Here is a 19,896-nt window from a genome sequence, read left to right on the forward strand (position 1 = left end):
TACGTCATCGACAACACCGCCGACCTCCAATCAACGCGCCACTTGACGCATGCGACCTCGTGTCGCACCACCTACGAGATGCCCTTCGTCGTGGCCGAATTGTTTCTGTGAGAAGTTCAATTCTTTCACTACGACAGGGCATTTCGCCGTTACGACCCACCCACGGACTCATCCGTATCGGTGCATCCAGGCTTAGATCAGTGGGCAGCCCGGCTCAGGATCTCTCGGGCGGTTTTGATGTGGGCGTAGTCGACGTGCATGTCTTCGTAGCGGACGGCGGCGAGTCCTTGGGCTTCGGCGTCCTCGAAGGCCTCGATCATGCCCGAGTAGAACGCGATCTCGGCGTCGGACGGGCTGAACACCTCGTTGGCGAGGGCGATGTGCGAGGGGTGGATCAATACCTGGCCGCGGAAGCCGAGTTCGCGGTTGCGTTCGGAGAAGTTCCGCGCCCCGTCGTGGTCGGTGAGGTCCTGCCACACCCCGACCAACGGGAATTCGAGACCGTTGGCACGCGCGGCGAGCAGGGCCCGGCTGCGCAGATACAGGGTCTCCTCGCCGGACGGGGTGAACTGGAACCCGATCGATCTGGAGACGTCCGCGTCGCGGGCGGTCCCGGCGAACAGGGTCGCCACCCGAGGCGAGGCGACGGCGATCTTTTCGCAGTTCGCATACGCCTCCGCGGTCTCGAGGCAGCAGATGAATTCGAGTTTGCCGGCGTCGACGCCGTTGGCCCGTTCGAAATGGGTGACGAGGGCGTCGAACCGGACGATGTCTTCGGGCCCATAGGTTTTCGGCAGCACGAAGCCATCGAGTCCGGGGACGGCGACGGCGGCGATGTCGTCGCCGGTGATCCCGGTGTCCAGTGCGTTCAGCCGCACGTACAGTCCGACATCCGCCCCGGTGTCCCGTAGTTGCGCGATGGTCCGAGCGGCCGTGGCGCGTCCCTGGTCCTTCAGGTGCTCGGGTACAGAGTCCTCGAGGTCGAGGATCAGGCCGTCGGCACCGGCGGCAATGGCCTTCTCGGCCCACCCCTCCCGATGCCCGGGCACGAACAACAACGAACGAAGCGGTCTCATGGTGTCTTCTCCAGTTTCTTGTGTAGTAATTCCATTCGGATGGCGTCGGTGTCGGCGCCCAACGCCGGGACCCGGCCCGCTGACACCGTCCACCCCTGTGCGAGGGCGGGCGGCACCAGGGCAGGGACCGGGCCGGCCGGGGTGTCGACGTTGCGCCACCGGCCGCGGACAGACAGTTGCGGGTGCTCGGCGAGGCCGCGGACCCCGTTGAGTCGGGCGTTGCCGATCCCGGCCGCATCGGCGGCCTGCTGGATCTCGGCCAGGGTGCGCTGCGCGCACCAGGCGGCGACGATCGCGTCGAGTGCGGTGCGCTCCCGGACCCGGTCGTCGTTGCGGGCGTACCGCGGATCCTCGGCCAGATCCGGGCGGCCCAGAAGATCCGCCGCCAAGCGCCGCCATTCCCGGTCGCTGGTGGTGCCGAGCACCACGGTCCGCCCGTCGGCGGTCGGATAGGCCCCGTAGGGGGCGACCATCGGCGAGCCCATGCCGACCGGCTCGGGTTCGGCACCGCCGTGGATCACCTGGTTGAGGGCGAAACCCATCATCTCGGCGACCACGTCGAGCATCGCGATCGGGATGACCGCGCCGCGCCCGGTCCGCTCCCGCTCGTACAGCGCGGCCAGGATGGCCGAGTACGCATACAGTGCGGTGCCGATGTCGGCGATCGGAATCCCCGGTTTGGCCGGTTGCCCGGGCAGGCCGGTGATGGTGCAGGACCCGGCCTCGGCCTGGATGAGCAGGTCGTAGGCCCGCTTGTGGTCCAGTGGTCCGCCGCGCCCGTACCCAGAAATGTCGACGATGATCAATCGTGGGTACCGCCGGGCCAGTGCGTCCACCCCGAGACCGAGCCGGCCGAGCGCACCGGGGGCGAGGTTGCTGACGATCACGTCGGCCCGTTCGAGCAACTCGTGCAGCACGTCGTGATCGGCGGGCGCCGTCAGGTCCAGCGCCGCCGATTCCTTGCCGTGGTTGAGCCACACGAAATGGGCTGCCAACCCGCGCACCGCCTGGTCGTAGTGCCGGGTCGAGTCCCCGACCCCGGGTTGCTCGATCTTGATCACGCGGGCACCCAGATCGGCCAGGTGCCGGGTGCACAGCGGTGCGGCGATGGCCTGCTCGAGCCCGAGGACGGTGATCCCGTCCAGGGGCCCGCTCATGTGAACCTCGGCTCACGTTTGTCGCGGTGCGAGGCAATACCTTCGGTCACGTCCGGGCCGCCGAAGCCATAGAACTCGAGGCCGAGGGAGGCGTCGAAGAGCGGCATCGCCTGCCGGTACCAGTTGTTCAGGGCGTGCTTGGTGAACCGCAGTGCGCTGCGGGATCCGCGTGCGAGGTTCTCGGCGATCTGCAGGGCACGTGTCTGCACGGCGTCGTCGTCCACGCAGACCGAGACCATCCCGATCCGTTCGGCCTCCTCGCCGGTGAGGACCTCGTTGGTGAGCAGATGATATTTCGCCTTGGCCATCCCGCACAGCAGCGGCCAGCAGATCGCGGCGTGATCGCCGGCGGCCACCCCGATCCGCACGTGCCCGTCGACGATCTTCGCCCGCCGACCGGCCACCGACACATCCGCTAGCAGGGCGGCGACCAGTCCGGCCCCGACGGCGGGGCCGTTGATCGCGGAGACGATCGGGGCCGGGCATTCGATGATGTTGCGGACCAGATCGCGGGCCTCGTTCATGACGCGGGTGCGGGTGTCCCAGTCCTTGACCATCGCGTCGATGAGGTCGAAGCTGCCGCCCGCGGAGAACGCGCGGTCGCCGGCACCGCGTATCAGCACCGCACGCACCGACTCGTCCCGGGCGATCGCCGCCCACACGTCCGCCAGCTCGCGGTGCATGTCCGCACCGACCGCATGCAGATCCGGCCCATCGAGCACGATCCGCAGCAACCCATCCGACGGACGATCGATCGCCAACGTCGGGAACTCGTCATACGTCTTCACTGCACTACCTCGACACTCTTCTCGCTCATGTTGTGCAACGGGATGTCTTCGAGCGGTGTCGCCGGGTCGAGTGACGACATGTCCCCCACCGGTTCCCCGAGGAACCGCGACCGGATGGCGCGGCGCATGATCTTGCCGTTCTTCGTCTTCGGCAGCGTCGCCACCGTGTGGACGGTCGGCGCAAAGGACTTACCGGCGTTCCGCAGCGCTGTGGCCTGCAGATCGTCGAGATCGACACCACCCTCGCGCACCACGGCGAACGCGACGGCACGCTGACCACGCAGCTCGTCGGGTACCCCGATGACCGCGACCTCTCCGATCCGCGGATCCCGCAGCAGCGCCGCCTCGATCTCCGCCGGACCCACCCGACGACCCGACAGTTTGATCGTGTCATCGGACCGCCCGTGGATCCGCCACACCCCGGCCGCGTCGACGCTGGCGAGGTCACCATGCACCCACACCTCGTCCCACCGCTTCCAATACGTTTCGAGGTACCGGTCACGGTCCTGCCAGAATCCATGGGTCATGCCCGGGAACGTGTTCCGCACGGCGAGCTCCCCCACCTCGCCGACGATCGGCGCACCGTCCTCCCCGAGCACGACAGCATCGACACCCGGCAGCGCCCCGTTGAACGCGGCAGCAGCAGTGGGCAGGAACGGGTACCCGATCACGATGCCGCCGCCGACCTCGGTGCCACCGCTGTAATTGATGATCGGCCGGCGAGACCGCCCGACCTCCTGGAACAGCCACCACCACGTGGGCTCGTCCCACGCCTCGCCGGTGGAAACGAACGAGCGCAGCGTGGGCATCTCACGCACCGCCCCGCCCCCGCCCGCCATCAACGCGCGGGCCGCCGTCGGGGCGATACCCTGAACGGTGACACCGTTGCGTTCGACGATCTCCCACATCCGGTCTGCGGTCGGGTAGGTGGGCAGGCCCTCGATCATGACGATGGTGGCGCCGAGTTGCAAAGGCCCGGTCATCAACAGTGGACCGACCAGCCAGCCGAGGTCGGTGATCCAGGAAACGACGTCGTCGGCGTGGACATCGAACCCGTAGGCGAAGTCCACCGCGGCCTTCACCCCGAAACCCGCGTGCGAGTGCACAATCCCCTTCGGGCGACCCGTCGTCCCGGACGTGTAGACGATGGTGAGCGGGTCGTTCGCCTCGGTCGCCGCCGTCTCCACCGGGGCCGGATCCGGGTCCAGGTCGTCGAAGTAGACATCGCGGCCTGCGGCCATCGCCACATCCGTGCCGATGTGGCGGAGGACGACCACGGTGCGCACCGACGGCGCCGACTCCAGCGCCTGATCGGCGGTGTCTTTCATCGGTACGTGTTTGCCGCGGCGGGTTGTGCCGTCCGCGGTGATCAGCATGACCGCCTCGGAGTCCTGCAGCCGGGTGGCCAGCGCGTCCGGTGCGTATCCGGTGAAGGTCGGCACCGAGATGGCTCCGATCATCGCGATCGCCAGGAACGCGACCACAGCCTCGGGGACCGCGGGGATGAACAGCACCACCCGATCCCCGCGCGTGACGCCGAGCTGGGTCAGGTTCGCCGCGAACCGTCGCACCTCACGATCGAGTTCGGCGTAGGTCAACGTGCGCCGTTGCCCGTTATCCCCCTCGTAGACCACCGCCGTCTTGTCCACGAGTTGGCCGACAGCGTGCCGGTGTGCGCACAGGTTCGCGATGTTGAGGTGCCCACCGGTGAACCACCGCGGGAAGGGTTTGCCGTCGGATTCGTCACGGACCTTCTCGAACGGTGCGTCGAAGGTGATCTCCAGATCGTCGACGACGGCGCGCCAGAAGCGCTCCGGGTCGGCAACCGCCGACCGGTTCAACTCCTCGACGCTCTCGTGACCCCAGCGCCCCATCGCCGCCAGCAACCGGCTGCGCTCGACTACCGACTGGTTCGGCACCCACGCGTACCGTGCGGTGTCATCCTGCTGACTCTTGGTCATACCCGCTCCTTCTCGAAACGCCTGCAACCGGTTAGGCGGTAACCGATTCGGTCGCGGTGCGCTTGAGCATCAACCCGGCGCGGCGGCACTCACACACGACCTCGTCACGTTGGTTGATGCCGTAATGACGGAACTGAACGATGCCGGAATCGTTACGGCTCTTCGACTCCCGCTTCTCGAGGATCTCGGTGCGCACCCGGATGGTGTCGCCGTGGAACACCGGCTTGGGGAACTTGACGTCCTCGTAGCCGAGGTTGCCCAACGTGGTGCCCTGCGTGGTCTCGGGCACCGAGATACCCGACACCAGGCCGAGGATGAACAGGCTGTTGACCAGACGCTGCCCGTAGATCGAACCCTTACTGTATTCCGCGTCCAGATGCAGCGGCGCCAGGTTCAACGTCATCGTGCTGAACAAGACGTTGTCCGTCTCAGTCACGGTGCGGCGGGTCGGGTGGTCGATGACCAAACCCGGCTCGAGCTCTTCAAAGTACAGACCGGGCATGGGAAGTCCTTTCAATTTCGGCAGCATCGCTGCTGCCGGTGTCAGTGCGTAATGCGCGAGTTGCGCACTATGTGTTGCGGTAACAGTGTTTTCACGACCATGGGGTCAAACCCGTTCACTGGCCGTTTCGGTGGAGCTCTCAGGGCTCGAGTTCGTACCACTGCTTCGCAGCAGCACGCGGTTCTTCTGGTCGAACAGGACACCGACAACGACGAGGAGCGCACATCCCATCAGGAGGAGGGAGACACCCCAGGTGGCGTGTCCGGGGGAGAGGGTGACGATCGTCAAGGCCGCCAGCGGGGCGAGACCGCCCGCGATGGCACCACTGACCTCGCGTCCGGCCCCGAGACCCGAGGCTCGCACGTCGGTGGGGAATTGCTGCGCCATGAAAGGACTCGACGCCACGATCATGATCGGGGCCAGGATTCCGGTGCCGAGAATCAAAATAGCCCAGACGAATACCGGCTTTCCGGTATCGAGCACCCAGAACATCGGGAATGCAATCAACAGAACGCTGACAGCAGCGAACAGCATGATCCGCCGGATATCGACCCGGTCACACAGCCTGCCCACCAGGGGCACCACGGCAATTGCCACCGCGCTGGCCAATGCGACGCCGAACGACCCCACGTTCGCCGGCACATCCTGGAACTCACTGAGGTAGGAGAGCGAGAACGTCTTGAACGTGTAGGAAATCGCCGCGTAGCCCGCATACACTGCCGCAACAACCAACAGCCCACGCCAATCGGATCGCAGTAGATCACCGAAGATTTTGCGGCTCCTACGTTGGGGTCGAGCTGCTGCAACACGCTCGAATTCCGGGGTCTCCGGCATGTTACGACGTATCCAATAACCGACTCCGACGAGCACGAAGCTGGCAATGAAAGGGATTCGCCAGCCCCAGCTGTACAGGAACTCGTCGCCGAAGCTGGTGACTGCGGTAACCGACAATGAGGCGGCCAGCAGTCCGATCTGGACACCGAGCGCAGGAAGCGAGGTGTAGCGGCCCCGAGTCTTCGCACCGGCATGCTCGTAGGACACGGCGATGGCGCTCCCGAACTCGGCGCCCGCACCGAATCCTTGAATCACCCGAAGAATCACCAAGAGGACCGGTGCGGCGACTCCGATCGTTGCGTAGGAGGGCAACAACCCGATCAGACCCGAGGCTCCTCCCATGATCAAGAGGCTGAGCGAGAGCACAGTCTTGCGACCGATCTTGTCGCCCATGATGCCGAATACGACCCCACCGAGCGGACGGGCCAAGAACCCGACGGCGAACGTGGCGAATGCAGCCAAGGTGCTCCCGGCGGAGTTGCCCGATGGGAAGAACACCTGCCCGAAAACCAGCGCTGCCATGGACGAATAGAGGAAGAAGTCGAACCACTCCAGCGCGGTGCCGATCACGACGGCCGGGCCGATTCTCTTCATGGGTGTTGGCGGTATCGCCTGTCCGGGAGCGTCTCCTGGCTGCGGCATCGATTCGATTCCTTTCGGGTGCTGAGTCATTGCGAACCCCGTAACTGCTCGATCGCGTTCTTCGTCGCCAGATTCGCGATCTCGTTCGCGTCGAATCCCCAGTCGCGCAGGGCCTCGTCGGTGTGCTCCCCGGGCCGTGCTGCCGGGAGGGTGACCTGTCCTGGGGTGCGCCCGAAGCGCGGCGCCGGCGCCGCCTGCAGCACGCCGTCTAGCGGGACGAATGCCGAGCGAGCGACGGCGTGCTCGTGTTCGAGTGCCTCGTCGAGGGTCAGGACCGGGGAGAAACAAGTCTCCAGCGCCTGCAGCCTCGTCACCCATTCCTGGCGGGTCCGGGTCCGGAAAATCTCGGCGAACCGCTTGCGGGTGTCCGCCCAACCGCTCTGATCCATCTGATCCGGCAGTTCGTCCAGGGACAGGCCGAGGGCCTCGACCAGCACCGCGTAGAACTTCGGCTCGTTTCCGGCCACCGCCACCCACAGGCCGTCCGAGGTCTCGTAGGTGCCGTAGAACGGCGCGCCCCCGTCGAGCCGGTTGGACTCGCGGCGGTCGTGCCACGCATCGATCTGCCGCAGCCCGTGGAACATCGACCCCAGCAGCGAGGCGCCGTCCACCATGGCCGCGTCGACGACCTGACCCTTCCCCGAGCGGGAGGCCTCGAGCACGCCCGCGACGATCCCGAACGCCAGCAGCATCCCGCCGCCGCCGAAGTCGCCGACGAGGTTGAGTGGCGGGACCGGACGGCCCTCCGGGCCGATGGCGTGCAGCATTCCGCTCAGAGCGAGGTAGTTGATGTCGTGTCCGGGTACCTGGGCCAGCGGGCCCTCCTGACCCCACCCGGTCATCCGCCCGTACACCAGGCGCGGATTCCGGGCCAGGCACTCCTCGGGGCCGATGCCCAGGCGTTCGGCGACCCCGGGCCGGCTGCCCTCGATCAGGGCGTCGGCCTGTTCGACCAGCCGAAGAACGACTTCGGCCCCGTCCGGGTTCTTCAGGTCGACGGCGATCGAGCGCCGCCCGCGCCGGTTGACGAAGTCGATCGCACGCGCACCGTCGGGCTGCGCACCGACGTGGTCGGCACGGTCGATGCGCAGGACCTCCGCGCCCATGTCGCTCAGCATCATCGCGCACCAGGGGCCGGGACCGATTGATCCGATCTCGACGACCTTCATCCCGTTCAGCGGTCCCATGTCAGTTGTACTCCACGGTCTTGCCGACGACGCGCAGTGCATCGACGGTCTCCTCGACGAGCCGGTCGAGCACCTCGGCGGCTCCGGGTAGGTCGTTGATCATTCCGGCGCCTGCTCCCGACGGCAGGCTCATGTGGGACTTCAGGTGAGCGCGCATGGCGGCGTACTTGAAGGGCATCGTCAGCACCCGCTGGACCGGGTAGGGGGACAGCTCGTTCTCGTGGCCCTCCCACACCTCGGTGAAGCGGTTGCGCAGCATCCGCACGTGCAGCCCGTCGAACAGCAGCGAGCGCAGCGTCGAGTCGTATCCGGCCTCGACTACGGCCTCCTTGAACTCGTCTTCCGATCCGGATTCCTTGGTGGCGAGGAACCGGGTACCGACCCACACTCCCTGTGCTCCGAGGGTCAGGCACGCGGCGATCTGCGCGCCCTTCACCAGCCCACCGGCCGCCACGACGGGCACCGTGGAGAACTCGAGCACTTCAGCCAGCAGGGTGATCAGGCCGACATCGCCGGTGTGACCGCCGCCCTCGGTGCCCTGCACGATGATGAGGTCGGTGCCGCTGCGGATGGCGCTGCGTGCGTGCTTGGCCTGACCGACGATGCTCATCACCTTCGCGCCCTTGGCGTGGCAGGCCTCGACTACCCACGTGGGAGTGCCGAGCGCGCAGGCGATGATCTCGACACCGTGATCGAGGGACAGCTCGAGCTTCTTCTTGTTGTCGGCGAGGCTGATCGCCTGGTCGGTCGTCGGCACGACCTCGATCCCGTTCTCCCCCAGTTCCTTCTTCAGTGTCTGGAGCGGGCCGGGCAGCTCCGGGATCTGTACGTCGTCCAGGCCCTTGGGCGCGTTCGCGGGAAAGCCGAGATCGACGCACAACGGCCGATCACTGAGGGTGCGGAACAACTTGATTTCCTCGTCGAGTTCCGCTGGCGTGATGTCGATTCCGCCGATCGATCCCAGACCGCCGGCATTCGACACGGCCGCGGCGATACGCCCATAGGCGACGTTCCCCATCCCGGCCTGCATGATCGGCACATCGATGCCCAGCAGGTCACAGAGCGGCGTCCTCAAAATGGGTGACATGGTGTTCCTTTCGTTCGTTCTTCGTCGCGACCGTGGGTCGGACGCAAAACTCGAGAGATGCTGGTGATTTGGGCGGGTGCGCGGTGGACGACCCGACTCGCGTGCAGTGCGCGTACATCGTCGTCGCTGTAGCCGGCTTCGTGCAGGACCTCGTCGGTGTGCTCGCCGAGGTCGGGCGCATAGCCGCGTGGGCCGGTGTCGGCCGCCGCGAATCGGATGGGGTTGTTCGGCGCGCGATAGCTACCGTGTGTCGGGTGGGTCAGGCTGATCACCGCGTCGTTGGCGATGACCTGGGGATCCTCGAGTGCGTCCTCGAGGCGGTGGATCGGGCCGCACGGCACCCCGGCGGCTTCGAGGTCGATCAACCAGGAATCTGCTGGGCGTTTGCCGAAGATGGTCTGCAGGCGCTCGCACAACTCTCCGCGGTGCTCGATTCGCCCGGTGTTGGTCCGGTATCTCGGGTCGCGGAAGTCGCCGTACTCGTCGAGCATCGGCAACAGCTTCTGCCAGAACTTGTCGCTGAGGCAGGCTAGGACGAAGTACTTCTGATCCGAACCGAGAAACGGCTGGTACGGCACGAGCTGCGGATGCCCACCACCCTGTGGGCGGAACGGGACCCTCGTCTTGTCGTACACCGTGATGTAGTTCGCGAACGTCGCCACTTGACCGTCGAGCAGATTGATGCTGATCTTGTCGCCGTGACCAGTTCGGTCACGCAGCCGCAGCGCCGCGCACACGCCGAAGCCGAGGAGGAAGGATCCGACGAAGTCGGCGATCGGAACCCCGACCTTCACCGGACCACCACCGACCTCCCCGGTGACGCCCATCAACCCGCTCAGCGCCTGCGCCAGGATGTCCATACCCGGCTGGTGGGCGCGGGGACCTGTTTCCCCGAAAGCGGTGATAGAGCAGTAGATCAGGCGGTTGCTGAGTCCACGCAAGGTGTCGTAGTCGATGCCCATTCGCTCGACGGCGTCCGGCCGGAACGCGACGACGAAGACGTCGGCGTCGCGGACCAACCGGGTCAGCACTTCGTAGCCCCGCTCGCTCTTCAGGTCCAATGCATAGATCGCTTGCTGCGATTGACCCCGAAGAAGTACGCGCTCTCACCCTCACCGAAAGCGCTGTCGACATACCGAAAGCTGTCGCCCTCCAGCGGCTCGACCTTGATGACATCGGCGCCGAGGTCGCCGAGAAGTGAAGTGCCGTAGGGACCGGCCCCGACCTGAGACAGGTCGACAACCCGTACACCCGTCAACGGGAGGACGTCACCGGCGTCGGCCAGGCCGTTCGCCCGGTCGTTGTTCTTCGACATTGCGTGCTCCTTGTCGTGAAGTGGTTCGGTTGCAGGAACCGCGGTCTCAGGTCGGTCCCGGGCTGGATTCACAGTGGCGGTCGGTCCTCACCAGCCGCCGAAGGACAACCCGCCGTTGACACTTACCGTCTGCCCATTGATCTGCCCGGCTTCGTCGGAGACCAGGAATGCGACAACGTCGGCGACCTCGTCGACGGTCGGAGGCCTCCCCTGCGGGAACCGTTCGGCTGCCTTGGCGAACAGCTTCTGCTGAAAGTTCTTGTTCGAGAAGATGCGATCCCAGGACGGCGTGCCGGACGTGAGTGTCATGGCGACGCTGTTCACCCGGATCTGCCAGCGGGCAAACTCCCTGGCGAATACTTTGGTCATCAGGATGTATGCGGCACCTGCCGCGCCCATCACAGATTCCCCCGGCGTCGGGTGTCGTGCGGCGTCGGTCGAGAGCATGACGATCGAGCCACCCCGGGCGCGCAGTGCCGGAATCGCGGCGTGGACCGGGAAGAGCCGTGGGTACAGGCGCGAGTTGAACGCCGCCTGGATCTCGTCCGGGGTCATCTCCGCGAACGGTTTCGCGCCGGGCTGCCCCTCGGCCCCGGCACTGATGACGATGTCGAGAGCGCCACCGCTCCGCGCGGCGGCCCGGTCGACGGCCGCGCCGATACTGCCGGCGTCTCCGGAGTCGGCGGCCTCGAAGTGGACGTCGTCGGATACCGCCTTCAGACGAGCGAGCGCATCCTCTCCACGTTCGGGGGTGCGACCGGTCACGGTGACGCTTGCACCCGCGCGCGCCAGCCGGATGCCGGCCTCCAGCCCCACGCCGCCGGTACCCCCGCTGATGAGGGCCGCTTTGCCCGCCAATTCATGTTCCTTCATTGTGTTTACCTTTCGAGATCGGGCCACCGCCGGCCGGATGGCCGCGGCGGTTGGATGCCGGATTCAGGATGGGAGAGTCGATCTCAACGTAGCGCGATGTTCCGGTGCAGCAACCGCGATGAGGCGTTCCGCGCGCTCACGGAGAGTTGTCGCACGGAGATCGGCGATGCCGAATTCCGTTACGACGAGATCGATGTCGCTCTGCAGCGAGGTCACCGGCCCACTGAGTCTGCCGACGACCTGGCTGGTGTCCCCGGACGGACTAGTGGCCGCCATCGCGACGATGGCGAGACCGGACTTTGCAAGACGGGTGGCGCGAAAGGTATCCACCTGGCTGCCCACGGCACCGACGTAGCGCCCCTTGATCACCTCGGAGTTGACCTGGCCGAGGAGATCGACCTCCAGCGCCGAGTTGACCGCGACATAGGGGTTGCACTCTGCCACTGCCGTCGCCGACAGAAGCTTGCTTATCGGCACGAACTGGATCGCGTCGGAGTCGTGGACGAACGAATACAGCGCTGGGTCTCCCAGAGCCATCCCTGTCACGCAGGCCCCTTCCGCGGTGTCCAGGGCACCAGCGTCGTGCAGGTCGAGCAGCCAGTTGCCGACCAGGCCCGAGTGCACCCGCAGTCGTTGGTGGGCAAGGAGTTCGGTCGCGATCGCGTCTGCCAACGTGCCGATCCCGAGCTGGATCGTTGCACCGTCGGGGATCATGGACGCGACGTTGCGGGACAGAATCCGCTCGGCCGTAGACGGCGGCCGGGACGGAGTGCCCACGACGGGACGGTCGGTGGCTATCGATGCCGTGATCTGCGAGCGATGCAGCCGCCATTGCCCACGCGTCGACGGCAGGTTCTCATTGATCTCCGCGAGAACCACCCGGGCCGACTGCGCTGCGAGAGCCACATAGTCCACGGAGGCGCCCACACTGTGATACCCGTCCGCGTCGGCAGGCGGCAGCTGCAGCAGGACGACAGAGGCCGGGATTCGACCGCTGACCACGTGCTGTTCGAGCTGGCTGTAGTGGCATGGCATGACGTCCATCAGCCCGTTGGCCGCCAGCGGCCGCAAAGGGCCGTGCGCTGCATATCCGACAACCCGCGGCCGACCGGCGGTGACCCTCCCCCACGCATCGCTGAGCGAATAGCCGCACACCGCCGTCAGTCGCTCACACTCACCCGCCGCCTCGATGAGCCGGGCGACGAGTTCCGGAGGTTCCGCCGCTGCCTGACCGATCACCACGGTGTCGCCGGGCAGGAGGTAGTCGGCGATGTTCAGTTCTGCCCTACGTCCTACCTGAGGCAGGCCCTCGGCGGGGGTGTGTGAGGGGAAATGTTCCTGCTGGTCACACTGACCCTGTTGTCGGAAACTCATGAGCACCATCGTGCGTTGACGAGACGCCGATCACTCGGGGGTAAATACCTGTATCCATACCTGTACGCGGTTCCGCTTACTCCCGCGTCTGGCTACGTTCGGCTACCCACACCGCGATCTGGGCACGCGAGCGGAAGCCGAGCTTGGTGAGGATCCGTTCGACATGGCCTTCGGCCGTTCGCTGGGCGATCACCAGCTTGCCGGCGATGTCGCGGTTACTCATGCCGCCGGCGACGAGCTCGGCGACCTCAGTCTCTCGAGGGGTGAGCCGGACAGGCTCGGAGGGGGGACGCGCCGCGGGTGGTTGGCTCGGGCCACCGACCGCGTACTCGAGTGTCTCTTCGACAGAGAATCCGGCACCGCGACTGAACGCAGCGTGGTAACTAGCTTCGCTCAACGCCTGGCGGATTGCCTGGTCGACGAGTTCCGTGTCGAGGCTGCGGACCACGGCCTTCGCGAAGATGGCCGCGGAACCGCGCCATCTCGCATCGGCCGCTCCCCACAGACACGCGGCCCGCTCGAAGTCCCCCTCGGATGCGGCCACAGCGGCCAAAGCCTCACAACACATCGCAATTCCGGCGACGAAACCGACCGAGTGAAAGAGGGTCAGGGCCTCACGCAGCCGTACAGTCGCTCGTTCCTGCTCCCCTTTGCGCCAATCCTGGAGCCCAGCGATCCACAGGCCACTTGCGGTGCGGAAAGGAGAACCGTGCTCTATGGCCAGTGCGAGCGAGTCCTCTGCAAACTCGGATGCTCGACGATCGCCCATGCCGAACGCTGTGACGGCCGCCCGATACAGGGCCTCACAGGCCCCGGCAGCGTTGCCCACCTCCCGGCAGATAGCTGCGGCTTCCCGTGCGAGTTCGAGCGTTCGAGCACTGTCGCCCCGGAAGAAACTGGCTCTCGCGATGCTGCAGGCAGCGTCGGCAAGGACCTGCTGAAGGCCCAACTGCTTTGCCAGAGCTTCGGACTCGATTGCCCGCCGCTCCCCTTCGTCGCCGTCGCCCATGAGTGATGCGGCATAGCTGCACGCCGCCGAGGCGCGAGCCCTGATCTCGCTCGGTTCGAGGTCGAGATCCAGTGCAGTGCTCAGCCACCGGTACTCCTCGACGACGAAACTCGCCCCCACCCGATAGAGTTGTAGTGGGGAGACGATCTCCAGAACCGCCGTGAAATCCTGCAACTCGGTCAGGCAGAACTCCACGGCAGCACGGATATTCGCGTGTTCCCTCCGCGCACTGCGCGACCACTCGAGTTCACGCGGGCTGAAGTAATCCGTGCTGCCCCGGAGCGCGAGAGCACGGAAGTAATCGCGGTGACGCAACCGTACGACTCGCTCCTCACCGGACTCACGCAACCGCTCGGCACCGAACTCGCGGAGAAGCCCGAGCATTTGAAGTCGGGCCGCACGCCCGTGCGCCTCGCCGTCTCTCGTCACGATCGACTTGTCCACGAGTCCGGCGATCAGTTCGAAGACCTCTTTTCGGGGAACGGCATCGCCGGCGCACACCTCCTCGGCGGCGCCCACCGTGAAGCCGTCCGCGAACACGGAAAGCCGCGCCCACAGGTCCTGTTCGGCAGCTGAGCACAGTCGGTAACTCCAGTCGACCGTCGATTCCAGTGTCCGATGCCGCTCCGGGGTGGTGCGCAACGCACTCACCAGCACGTGGAAAGAATCGTCGAGCCGCGTGAGGATGTCCTCCAGCGAGTAGGCCCGCAACCGGGCGGCGGCGAGTTCGATCGCCAGCGGAACGCCGTCGAGGCGCTGGCAGATGCTCGTCACGAGCTCCCGGTTACCCTCGTCGATCGCAAAGCCTGGAAGCGCCGCGGCAGCCCGCTCCGCGAACAGGGCCACGGCATCGGAACCCGCAGCAAGCGGCCGCCCGGGCACGGGTGTGGGCAGGGGCCGAACCGGGAGGACCAGTTCACCCTCGACGCCAAGCACCTGTCGGCTCGTGGCCAGGACCCGGAGAGTCGGCGCTGCCGTGAGGAGCTTGCTCAGCAACGCGGCGACCGGCTCGATTATGTGCTCGCAGTTGTCGACGACCAGCAGCAGCTGCTTGCCCTGGAAGTGATCGACGAGGTCGATGACCGGGTCAGTGGTGGTGTGGAAGAGCCCGAGCGTGGAAGCCATGACCGACGGCGCCATCTCACGTGGCAAGATCGGCCAACTCCACCAGCCACACGCCGTCGGAAAAAGACCGACGAACCTCGGCAGCGATCTGCCGGGCCATGCGGGTCTTGCCGACTCCGCCCGGTCCGGTCAAGGTCAGCAAGCGGGCCGACCTCAGGAGTTTTCCGGCTTCGGCAAGCTCCCGGCGGCGGCCGACGAAGCTCGTGACCTCGGTCGGCAGGTTTCCTCGAACGCGCGCCGTCATGTTCGCATCGTGCCACCACCCCGGGCGACTGTGAACCGGGCCGGCTGTTCGGCTCTCCCGGCTCTGGGGCGATCTGCCGAAAGGGCCCGAGTGGTCGGTCGCGGCGACCTCAGGGCATCTCGAGCCGGCACTGTTCCGGCGCGCGAGAGTTGTCGATGACGCAGAACCGGTTTCCCTCGGTATCCTCCAGCACCACGAAGTCCGAGTCCTCGGGGTACCGGTCCCACGGCACACGCCGCGCACCGAGACCGACGAGTCGTTCGATCTCCGCGGCCTGATCCGCGCTGTCGCGGGCGTGCAGGTCGAGGTGCAGCCGAGGTTCGGGTTCCGCGTCGTGTTCGCTCTGCTGGATCGCCAGCAGTGGCCGGCCGTCGGGCAGCGTCAGGTTGGTGAAGTCGTTGTCGCCGACGGGCGGGAGCGCAGTCAATCCGAGTGCCTCGGTCCAGAACCTGGTTGCACGCCCGATGTCGCGTGCACCGATCACGGTCGTTCCCAAGATGAGCATGAACCGAATTTATCCGCTGCGCCGGGCCGGGGGGGGGACGATGTGGGGTGTGGAATTCGACGACCCGGTGTTGCGTCCCCTGGCCGAACGCTTGTGCGGCATCTACGGCGTCGTCGGCGTCACCCTCGGCGGCAGCCGCGCCCGAGGGACACACACGGCGGAATCCGACTACGACCTCGGGGTCTACTACCGCGGTGCCCTCGACACCGACGGGCTGACCCACCTCGCGCAGGAATGCGCCGGCGCCGGGGCATCTGCGACGCGGACGGGTGAGTGGGGACCGTGGGTCGACGGCGGGGCGTGGCTGTCCATCGACGGCCGGGCGGTCGACTGGCTGTACCGCGACCTCGACCGGGTGACCGCGGTGTGGCAGGACACCCAGCAGGGTGTGTACGGGTTTCACGCCCAGACCGGTCACCCGTTCGGGTTCGCGGACTTCGCCTACGCGGGCGAACTCGCGTCGGCGGTGATCCTCGCCGATCCGTCCGGACGCATCGCTGCTCTTCACGCCGACATGCAGCACTACCCGGACCCCCTGCGCGAAGCCCTGGTGCGGCGACTGTGGGAGGCGGACTTCGTCACCATGCTGGCCCGCAAGGCGATCCCGCGGGCCGATGCGACGTATGTGGCGGGGTGCCTGTTCCGCGCGGTGTGCCTGTGCGCGCACGCGCTCCACGCGCATGCCCGGCGCTGGGTGATCAACGAGAAGGGGGCTGTGACCGCCGCCGGTGCCCTGCCGAACGCACCCACCGACTTCACCGCTCGCGCTCACGCCGTTCTCGGCCGGCTCGGAACGACGCCCGACGAACTGACCGCCGCCGTCACCCTGGCCGAACAACTCGTCGACGACACCCGGAACGCCTGCCCCCTGACGTGAGCCGTGCGAACCCTCAGGCGTTCTCCCCGAACCGCCCGCGGGCCTCGACCGGAATCAGCGGCTTCTCCGCCCGCGCCTTGATCTGCTGGACCGCCCACGTATTACCGTCGGGATCGGCGAATCCGAAAAAGGTTCCCCCGTCACGCTCATCGAACACGGTGATCTCGCTGACCTCGACACCTCGATCGAGCAACTCCTGGCGGGCTGCGGCGGCGTCGGCGACCACCAACTGCAGTCCCCTCATCGACCCCGGCGCCATCTCCGTCTGCGATGGGAGATCACCGATCACGATCGAACAGCCCGAACCGGTGGGGGTCAGCTGAACGACGTGCATGTGCTCGTTGGCGGTGTCGTGATCGAGATGGAAGCCGAGCTTGTCGCGGTAGAACGCGACCGATCGATCGATGTCACTGACGGGCAGAACGACCACTTCGAGTGTCCAGTCCATGATGCGAGTTCCTCCGTTTAGGCGAGGAGCAAGATTGCTCCGCATCAGATGGTGGCGCATCGATGGCGTCGCTGCCGTTGATCCGCCGAGAAACCGTCGGCGATCCCGCGGATGATGTGGATTCTTCGGTTACAGCCAGTGCTGGCGCTTGAAGACACGGAACAGGGTCACCGAGGTGGCAAGCATCAATACCAGGGCAAGCGGGTAGCCGACGGTCCAGTGGAGTTCGGGCATGTGGTCGAAGTTCGTCCCGTTCCTCGCTCTGTTGTTGCCCGACCAGGGTCGCGTGAACGGTGAGAGCGGTTTCGAGGTGCGCTCGGAACCAATCGGCCTTCTCGACCAGGCGCAGGGAATGGTCGAGTACGTCATGCAGGTGGCGTTGAAGTTCCAGGTCGACGTTGTATTTGTCGGATCCGCGTTGAAGGGCTTCGAGGATGTCGACGAGCGGATGTGTGGCACGTTGGAACGCGATCACCTCTCGGGAGAGTTCGTAAATTCTGCGGGCGACCGCTTCCTTGCCGGTGAGCAGTTGGTCTTCGATCTCGTCGAGGTCGTTTTCCAGCCCCGCGGCGACCGGCAGGTATTCATCGACGAACTGGTCCAAGATCGCGTACAGAACCGCCTCCGGACCCAGTTTCAGCAGGTGTGGAGATCGTTCGAGCCGGTGGTGCACGCGGCTGAGGTCAGGGAATTCAGCGTGGCGGATGGTCACCACGAGGTCGGGCCGATACAGCCCGATCCAGGTACGCCTCCCGTCGACGTACACGGCGTTGTCAACGATCGTCATGTCAACCACATCCCTGACTGCGGGCGGCAACTATTGCTTGCGCCGAGGGCACACCTCATTCCACCACCGAGCGGAGCAAACGTGGCGTCAGTCTTGCGGAGTACCGCGGCATGAAAACGTCAAGATCAGGACGAAGAAATCATCGAGGCAGAGCCCTGCCCCGCCGGCGGTCCATCAGTCGCTCGTCCGGTAGAGACGCCAGAACCACCACGTCGCCCCAGCCAGACACAGTCCTCCCGAACCGAAGGCCCCCACCGCGAGGAGCATGGTTCCGAACGCACTCAACGCGATAAGGCCCGCCAACTGCAGGACAACGGAGAACTGCATACCGCGACTATCGATCACCTTGGTAGTCGACGAAAGCCGCCCTGTGCCGCTTCAGGTCGCGAAGGGGTCCGCGCTTCATCGCGGGCGCATATGGATCTCGCGAAGAATGCGACAGGCCTCTTCTCACGCGCCCGCCGGCGGTCGACGCTGATCTGGTCAGTTTCACGACATCGCCTGAAGGGAAGTCTTTGTCATGGGTGATCTCCTGATCACAGTCCTGCTCCTGGGATCGTTCATCGGGGCCGCATTGATGATCCGCTACATCAATACCCGCACCGCCCGGCCCGCCACCGCCCGGCAACGCACGCGGGTGACTGCTGCGGACGAGAAGTGCTCCCGGGAGAGCCGCTCAGCCCGTCTGTGATCTGCGCCGCCGTCCACCGCCGCCGGCGTGTCAAAACTCGATGCGAATCCGAGGTCGCGTGCCGCATCGACGCGGCGCACCGAGGTCCGCGCCTGCGCGCATGACGAGCGGCCGCGGGGTCGGCCCGGAACCGCTCATACGTATGGATATCGCGAAGAATTCATCGGACGGTGGCCGTCGGCGGCACGGAAGACGCACCCTGATGTGGTGCGAGAAACGCACTACCCCAACTGTTTTCCAGCACGATTGGACCCTGATCGGTCTTCGGCTCGAGGTCCGAAAGGTCATCGCATGTTGCTTCCCATGTCGCCGCTGGATTCGATGTTTCTGCTCGGAGAGTCTCGTGAGCATCCGATGCATGTAGGTGGGCGTGCAGATTTCCAGCCTCGGAGGGGGCCGATGCGCGGGATATGCGAGCGCTGCTCGACGCCGCGCTCACCGACACCGATCAGGACGTGGCCTCGAGACTGGGTAGACGGGCCAGGCGATCGTGGGCTCGCTGGGTCAGTGGGGCTGGGAATCGGACACGCGCATCGACCTCGGGCATCACGTCCGCCACGACGCCCTGGCCGAGCCCGGAGAGGAAGCGCAATTGCTGGCCCTGTGCTCTCGTCTGCACAGCACCCCGCTCGATCGCAGCCGACCGCTGTGGGAGATCCACCTGATCGAGGGATTGCGCGACGGACGGTACGCGACCTACACCAAAATCCACCACGCCGTCGCGGACGGCGTCAGCGCGATGACGATGGTGCGCCGCGCACTCAGCGAGAACCCGGACGAGCGCGCATGCGCGCGCCGTGGCAGCACTCTCGCCCGGGCGGCGCGTCAGCAGGGTGGGCCACGCGCACTCGAACACGCTGCTGGAAGCTGATGTCTCGGAACACACTCCAGTGCAGTCGGATTCGCAGTACGCCAAGACAACGGAACCGTCGATTGACGAAGATCCCGGGCCGGGACACTGCTGGACATTTCAGCCGAAGTGGCTACCAGCCGCGCAACCGGTCCGGGGCGACGCGGATGAGCGTCGCGTAGTCCTGCCGGAACCTCTCGGGCGTGTAGTCCAGACCGGCCATGTCCCCGCGGTACTTCTCGACGTATGCCGCCCACTCCTCTGCCGTGGGACCGTCCGGGTCGACGTGCGCCTTCCCAGTGAACACCGACACCTCACCACCGTGCGCGCTGCTGTTGAAATTGAGCGCGACCTGCGGATTCTTCTCGATATTCGCAAGCTTGGCGGTGGCCGGTTGGCTGAAGATCAGGAACTCGGTGCCCGACCACTCGAACCACACCGGGGTGGGAACCGGCGCGCCGGTGCGACCGACGGTCGTCAACCACACGACGGTTTCGCGGGCCAGGCGCTCGGCGACGGATTCTGTGATCGCGGACGCTGAAAGAGTCATTGCGTACTCCTGTG

Annotated in this window: 18 protein-coding genes and 3 pseudogenes; 3 read left to right on the plus strand and 18 right to left on the minus strand. The window is 66.1% G+C overall.

Annotated elements, in window-relative coordinates; genetic code table 11:
* Positions 1–197 precede the first annotated feature (197 nt).
* The 14 genes and pseudogenes from ROP_RS14305 to ROP_RS14365 form a co-directional block, all read right to left on the minus strand.
* Complete coding sequence (locus ROP_RS14305) at positions 198–1,076, minus strand: HpcH/HpaI aldolase/citrate lyase family protein (RefSeq protein WP_012690090.1); 879 nt, start codon at positions 1,074–1,076, stop codon at positions 198–200.
* Complete coding sequence (locus tag ROP_RS14310) at positions 1,073–2,233, minus strand: CaiB/BaiF CoA transferase family protein (RefSeq protein ID WP_012690091.1); 1,161 nt, start codon at positions 2,231–2,233, stop codon at positions 1,073–1,075. Before ROP_RS14310 ends, ROP_RS14305 begins: the two co-directional genes overlap by 4 nt.
* A complete protein-coding gene (locus ROP_RS14315; RefSeq protein ID WP_012690092.1) occupies positions 2,230–3,021 on the minus strand; it encodes an enoyl-CoA hydratase/isomerase family protein in 792 nt (263 codons plus the stop codon). Before ROP_RS14315 ends, ROP_RS14310 begins: the two co-directional genes overlap by 4 nt.
* Positions 3,018–4,982: an AMP-binding protein gene (locus tag ROP_RS14320; protein WP_012690093.1), complete on the minus strand. Its 1,965-nt coding sequence runs from the start codon at positions 4,980–4,982 to the stop codon at positions 3,018–3,020. Before ROP_RS14320 ends, ROP_RS14315 begins: the two co-directional genes overlap by 4 nt.
* A 31-nt stretch (positions 4,983–5,013) precedes the next feature.
* Complete coding sequence (locus ROP_RS14325; protein WP_012690094.1) at positions 5,014–5,484, minus strand: MaoC family dehydratase; 471 nt, start codon at positions 5,482–5,484, stop codon at positions 5,014–5,016.
* A 105-nt stretch (positions 5,485–5,589) separates the two neighbouring features.
* Entirely contained in the window at positions 5,590–6,960 is a 1,371-nt protein-coding gene (locus ROP_RS14330; RefSeq protein ID WP_012690095.1) for an MFS transporter, read from the minus strand.
* Positions 6,961–6,986: 26 nt separating this feature from the next.
* Positions 6,987–8,147 carry a CaiB/BaiF CoA transferase family protein gene (locus ROP_RS14335; protein ID WP_012690096.1) on the minus strand — a complete coding sequence of 387 codons (1,161 nt, stop codon included), beginning with the start codon at positions 8,145–8,147 and terminating at the stop codon, positions 6,987–6,989.
* Position 8,148: 1 nt separating this feature from the next.
* Positions 8,149–9,234: an NAD(P)H-dependent flavin oxidoreductase gene (locus ROP_RS14340; protein WP_043824753.1), complete on the minus strand. Its 1,086-nt coding sequence runs from the start codon at positions 9,232–9,234 to the stop codon at positions 8,149–8,151.
* A pseudogene (locus tag ROP_RS14345) lies at positions 9,219–10,549 on the minus strand (CaiB/BaiF CoA transferase family protein). Before ROP_RS14345 ends, ROP_RS14340 begins: the two are co-directional and overlap by 16 nt.
* A gap of 87 nt (positions 10,550–10,636) precedes the next feature.
* Positions 10,637–11,422: an SDR family NAD(P)-dependent oxidoreductase gene (locus tag ROP_RS14350; protein WP_012690100.1), complete on the minus strand. Its 786-nt coding sequence runs from the start codon at positions 11,420–11,422 to the stop codon at positions 10,637–10,639.
* A gap of 63 nt (positions 11,423–11,485) precedes the next feature.
* A complete protein-coding gene (locus ROP_RS14355; protein WP_012690101.1) occupies positions 11,486–12,796 on the minus strand; it encodes an acetyl-CoA hydrolase/transferase family protein in 1,311 nt (436 codons plus the stop codon).
* 76 nt (positions 12,797–12,872) lie between these two features.
* A complete protein-coding gene (locus ROP_RS14360; protein WP_148222468.1) occupies positions 12,873–14,930 on the minus strand; it encodes an ATP-binding protein in 2,058 nt (685 codons plus the stop codon).
* 16 nt (positions 14,931–14,946) lie between these two features.
* Positions 14,947–15,174 carry an AAA family ATPase gene (locus tag ROP_RS41150; protein WP_012690103.1) on the minus strand — a complete coding sequence of 76 codons (228 nt, stop codon included), beginning with the start codon at positions 15,172–15,174 and terminating at the stop codon, positions 14,947–14,949.
* 109 nt (positions 15,175–15,283) lie between these two features.
* Positions 15,284–15,679 carry a VOC family protein gene (locus ROP_RS14365; protein ID WP_043824754.1) on the minus strand — a complete coding sequence of 132 codons (396 nt, stop codon included), beginning with the start codon at positions 15,677–15,679 and terminating at the stop codon, positions 15,284–15,286.
* Positions 15,680–15,719: 40 nt separating this feature from the next.
* Between ROP_RS14365 and ROP_RS14370 the strand changes: the two genes are divergently transcribed.
* Positions 15,720–16,556: a nucleotidyltransferase family protein gene (locus ROP_RS14370; RefSeq protein WP_012690105.1), complete on the plus strand. Its 837-nt coding sequence runs from the start codon at positions 15,720–15,722 to the stop codon at positions 16,554–16,556.
* Positions 16,557–16,569: 13 nt separating this feature from the next.
* Here the strand turns inward: ROP_RS14370 and ROP_RS14375 are convergent, their stop codons facing one another.
* The 3 genes and pseudogenes from ROP_RS14375 to ROP_RS43505 form a co-directional block, all read right to left on the minus strand.
* Positions 16,570–17,004 (minus strand): VOC family protein, encoded by a 435-nt coding sequence (locus ROP_RS14375; protein ID WP_012690106.1) that lies wholly within the window; start codon positions 17,002–17,004, stop codon positions 16,570–16,572.
* A 129-nt stretch (positions 17,005–17,133) separates the two neighbouring features.
* Positions 17,134–17,728 (minus strand): annotated as a pseudogene (locus ROP_RS41155) (CorA family divalent cation transporter); the annotation flags it as partial.
* 237 nt (positions 17,729–17,965) lie between these two features.
* Positions 17,966–18,118, minus strand: coding sequence for a hypothetical protein (locus ROP_RS43505; protein WP_012690108.1), 153 nt, complete (start codon positions 18,116–18,118; stop codon positions 17,966–17,968).
* 193 nt (positions 18,119–18,311) lie between these two features.
* Here ROP_RS43505 and ROP_RS43190 point away from each other — a divergent pair, with 193 nt between their 5' ends.
* Together ROP_RS43190 and ROP_RS40705 are read left to right on the plus strand one after the other, a co-directional pair.
* Positions 18,312–18,482, plus strand: a complete 171-nt coding sequence (locus ROP_RS43190; protein ID WP_012690109.1) for a hypothetical protein — start codon at positions 18,312–18,314, stop codon at positions 18,480–18,482.
* A 291-nt stretch (positions 18,483–18,773) separates the two neighbouring features.
* Positions 18,774–19,298 (plus strand): annotated as a pseudogene (locus ROP_RS40705) (wax ester/triacylglycerol synthase domain-containing protein); the annotation flags it as partial.
* Between the two features lie 167 nt (positions 19,299–19,465).
* Here the strand turns inward: ROP_RS40705 and ROP_RS14395 are convergent.
* Positions 19,466–19,882, minus strand: coding sequence for a TIGR03667 family PPOX class F420-dependent oxidoreductase (locus ROP_RS14395; RefSeq protein WP_012690111.1), 417 nt, complete (start codon positions 19,880–19,882; stop codon positions 19,466–19,468).
* Positions 19,883–19,896: the final 14 nt, after the last annotated feature.

The organism is Rhodococcus opacus B4 (assembly GCF_000010805.1).
Taxonomy (GTDB): domain Bacteria; phylum Actinomycetota; class Actinomycetes; order Mycobacteriales; family Mycobacteriaceae; genus Rhodococcus_F; species Rhodococcus_F opacus_C.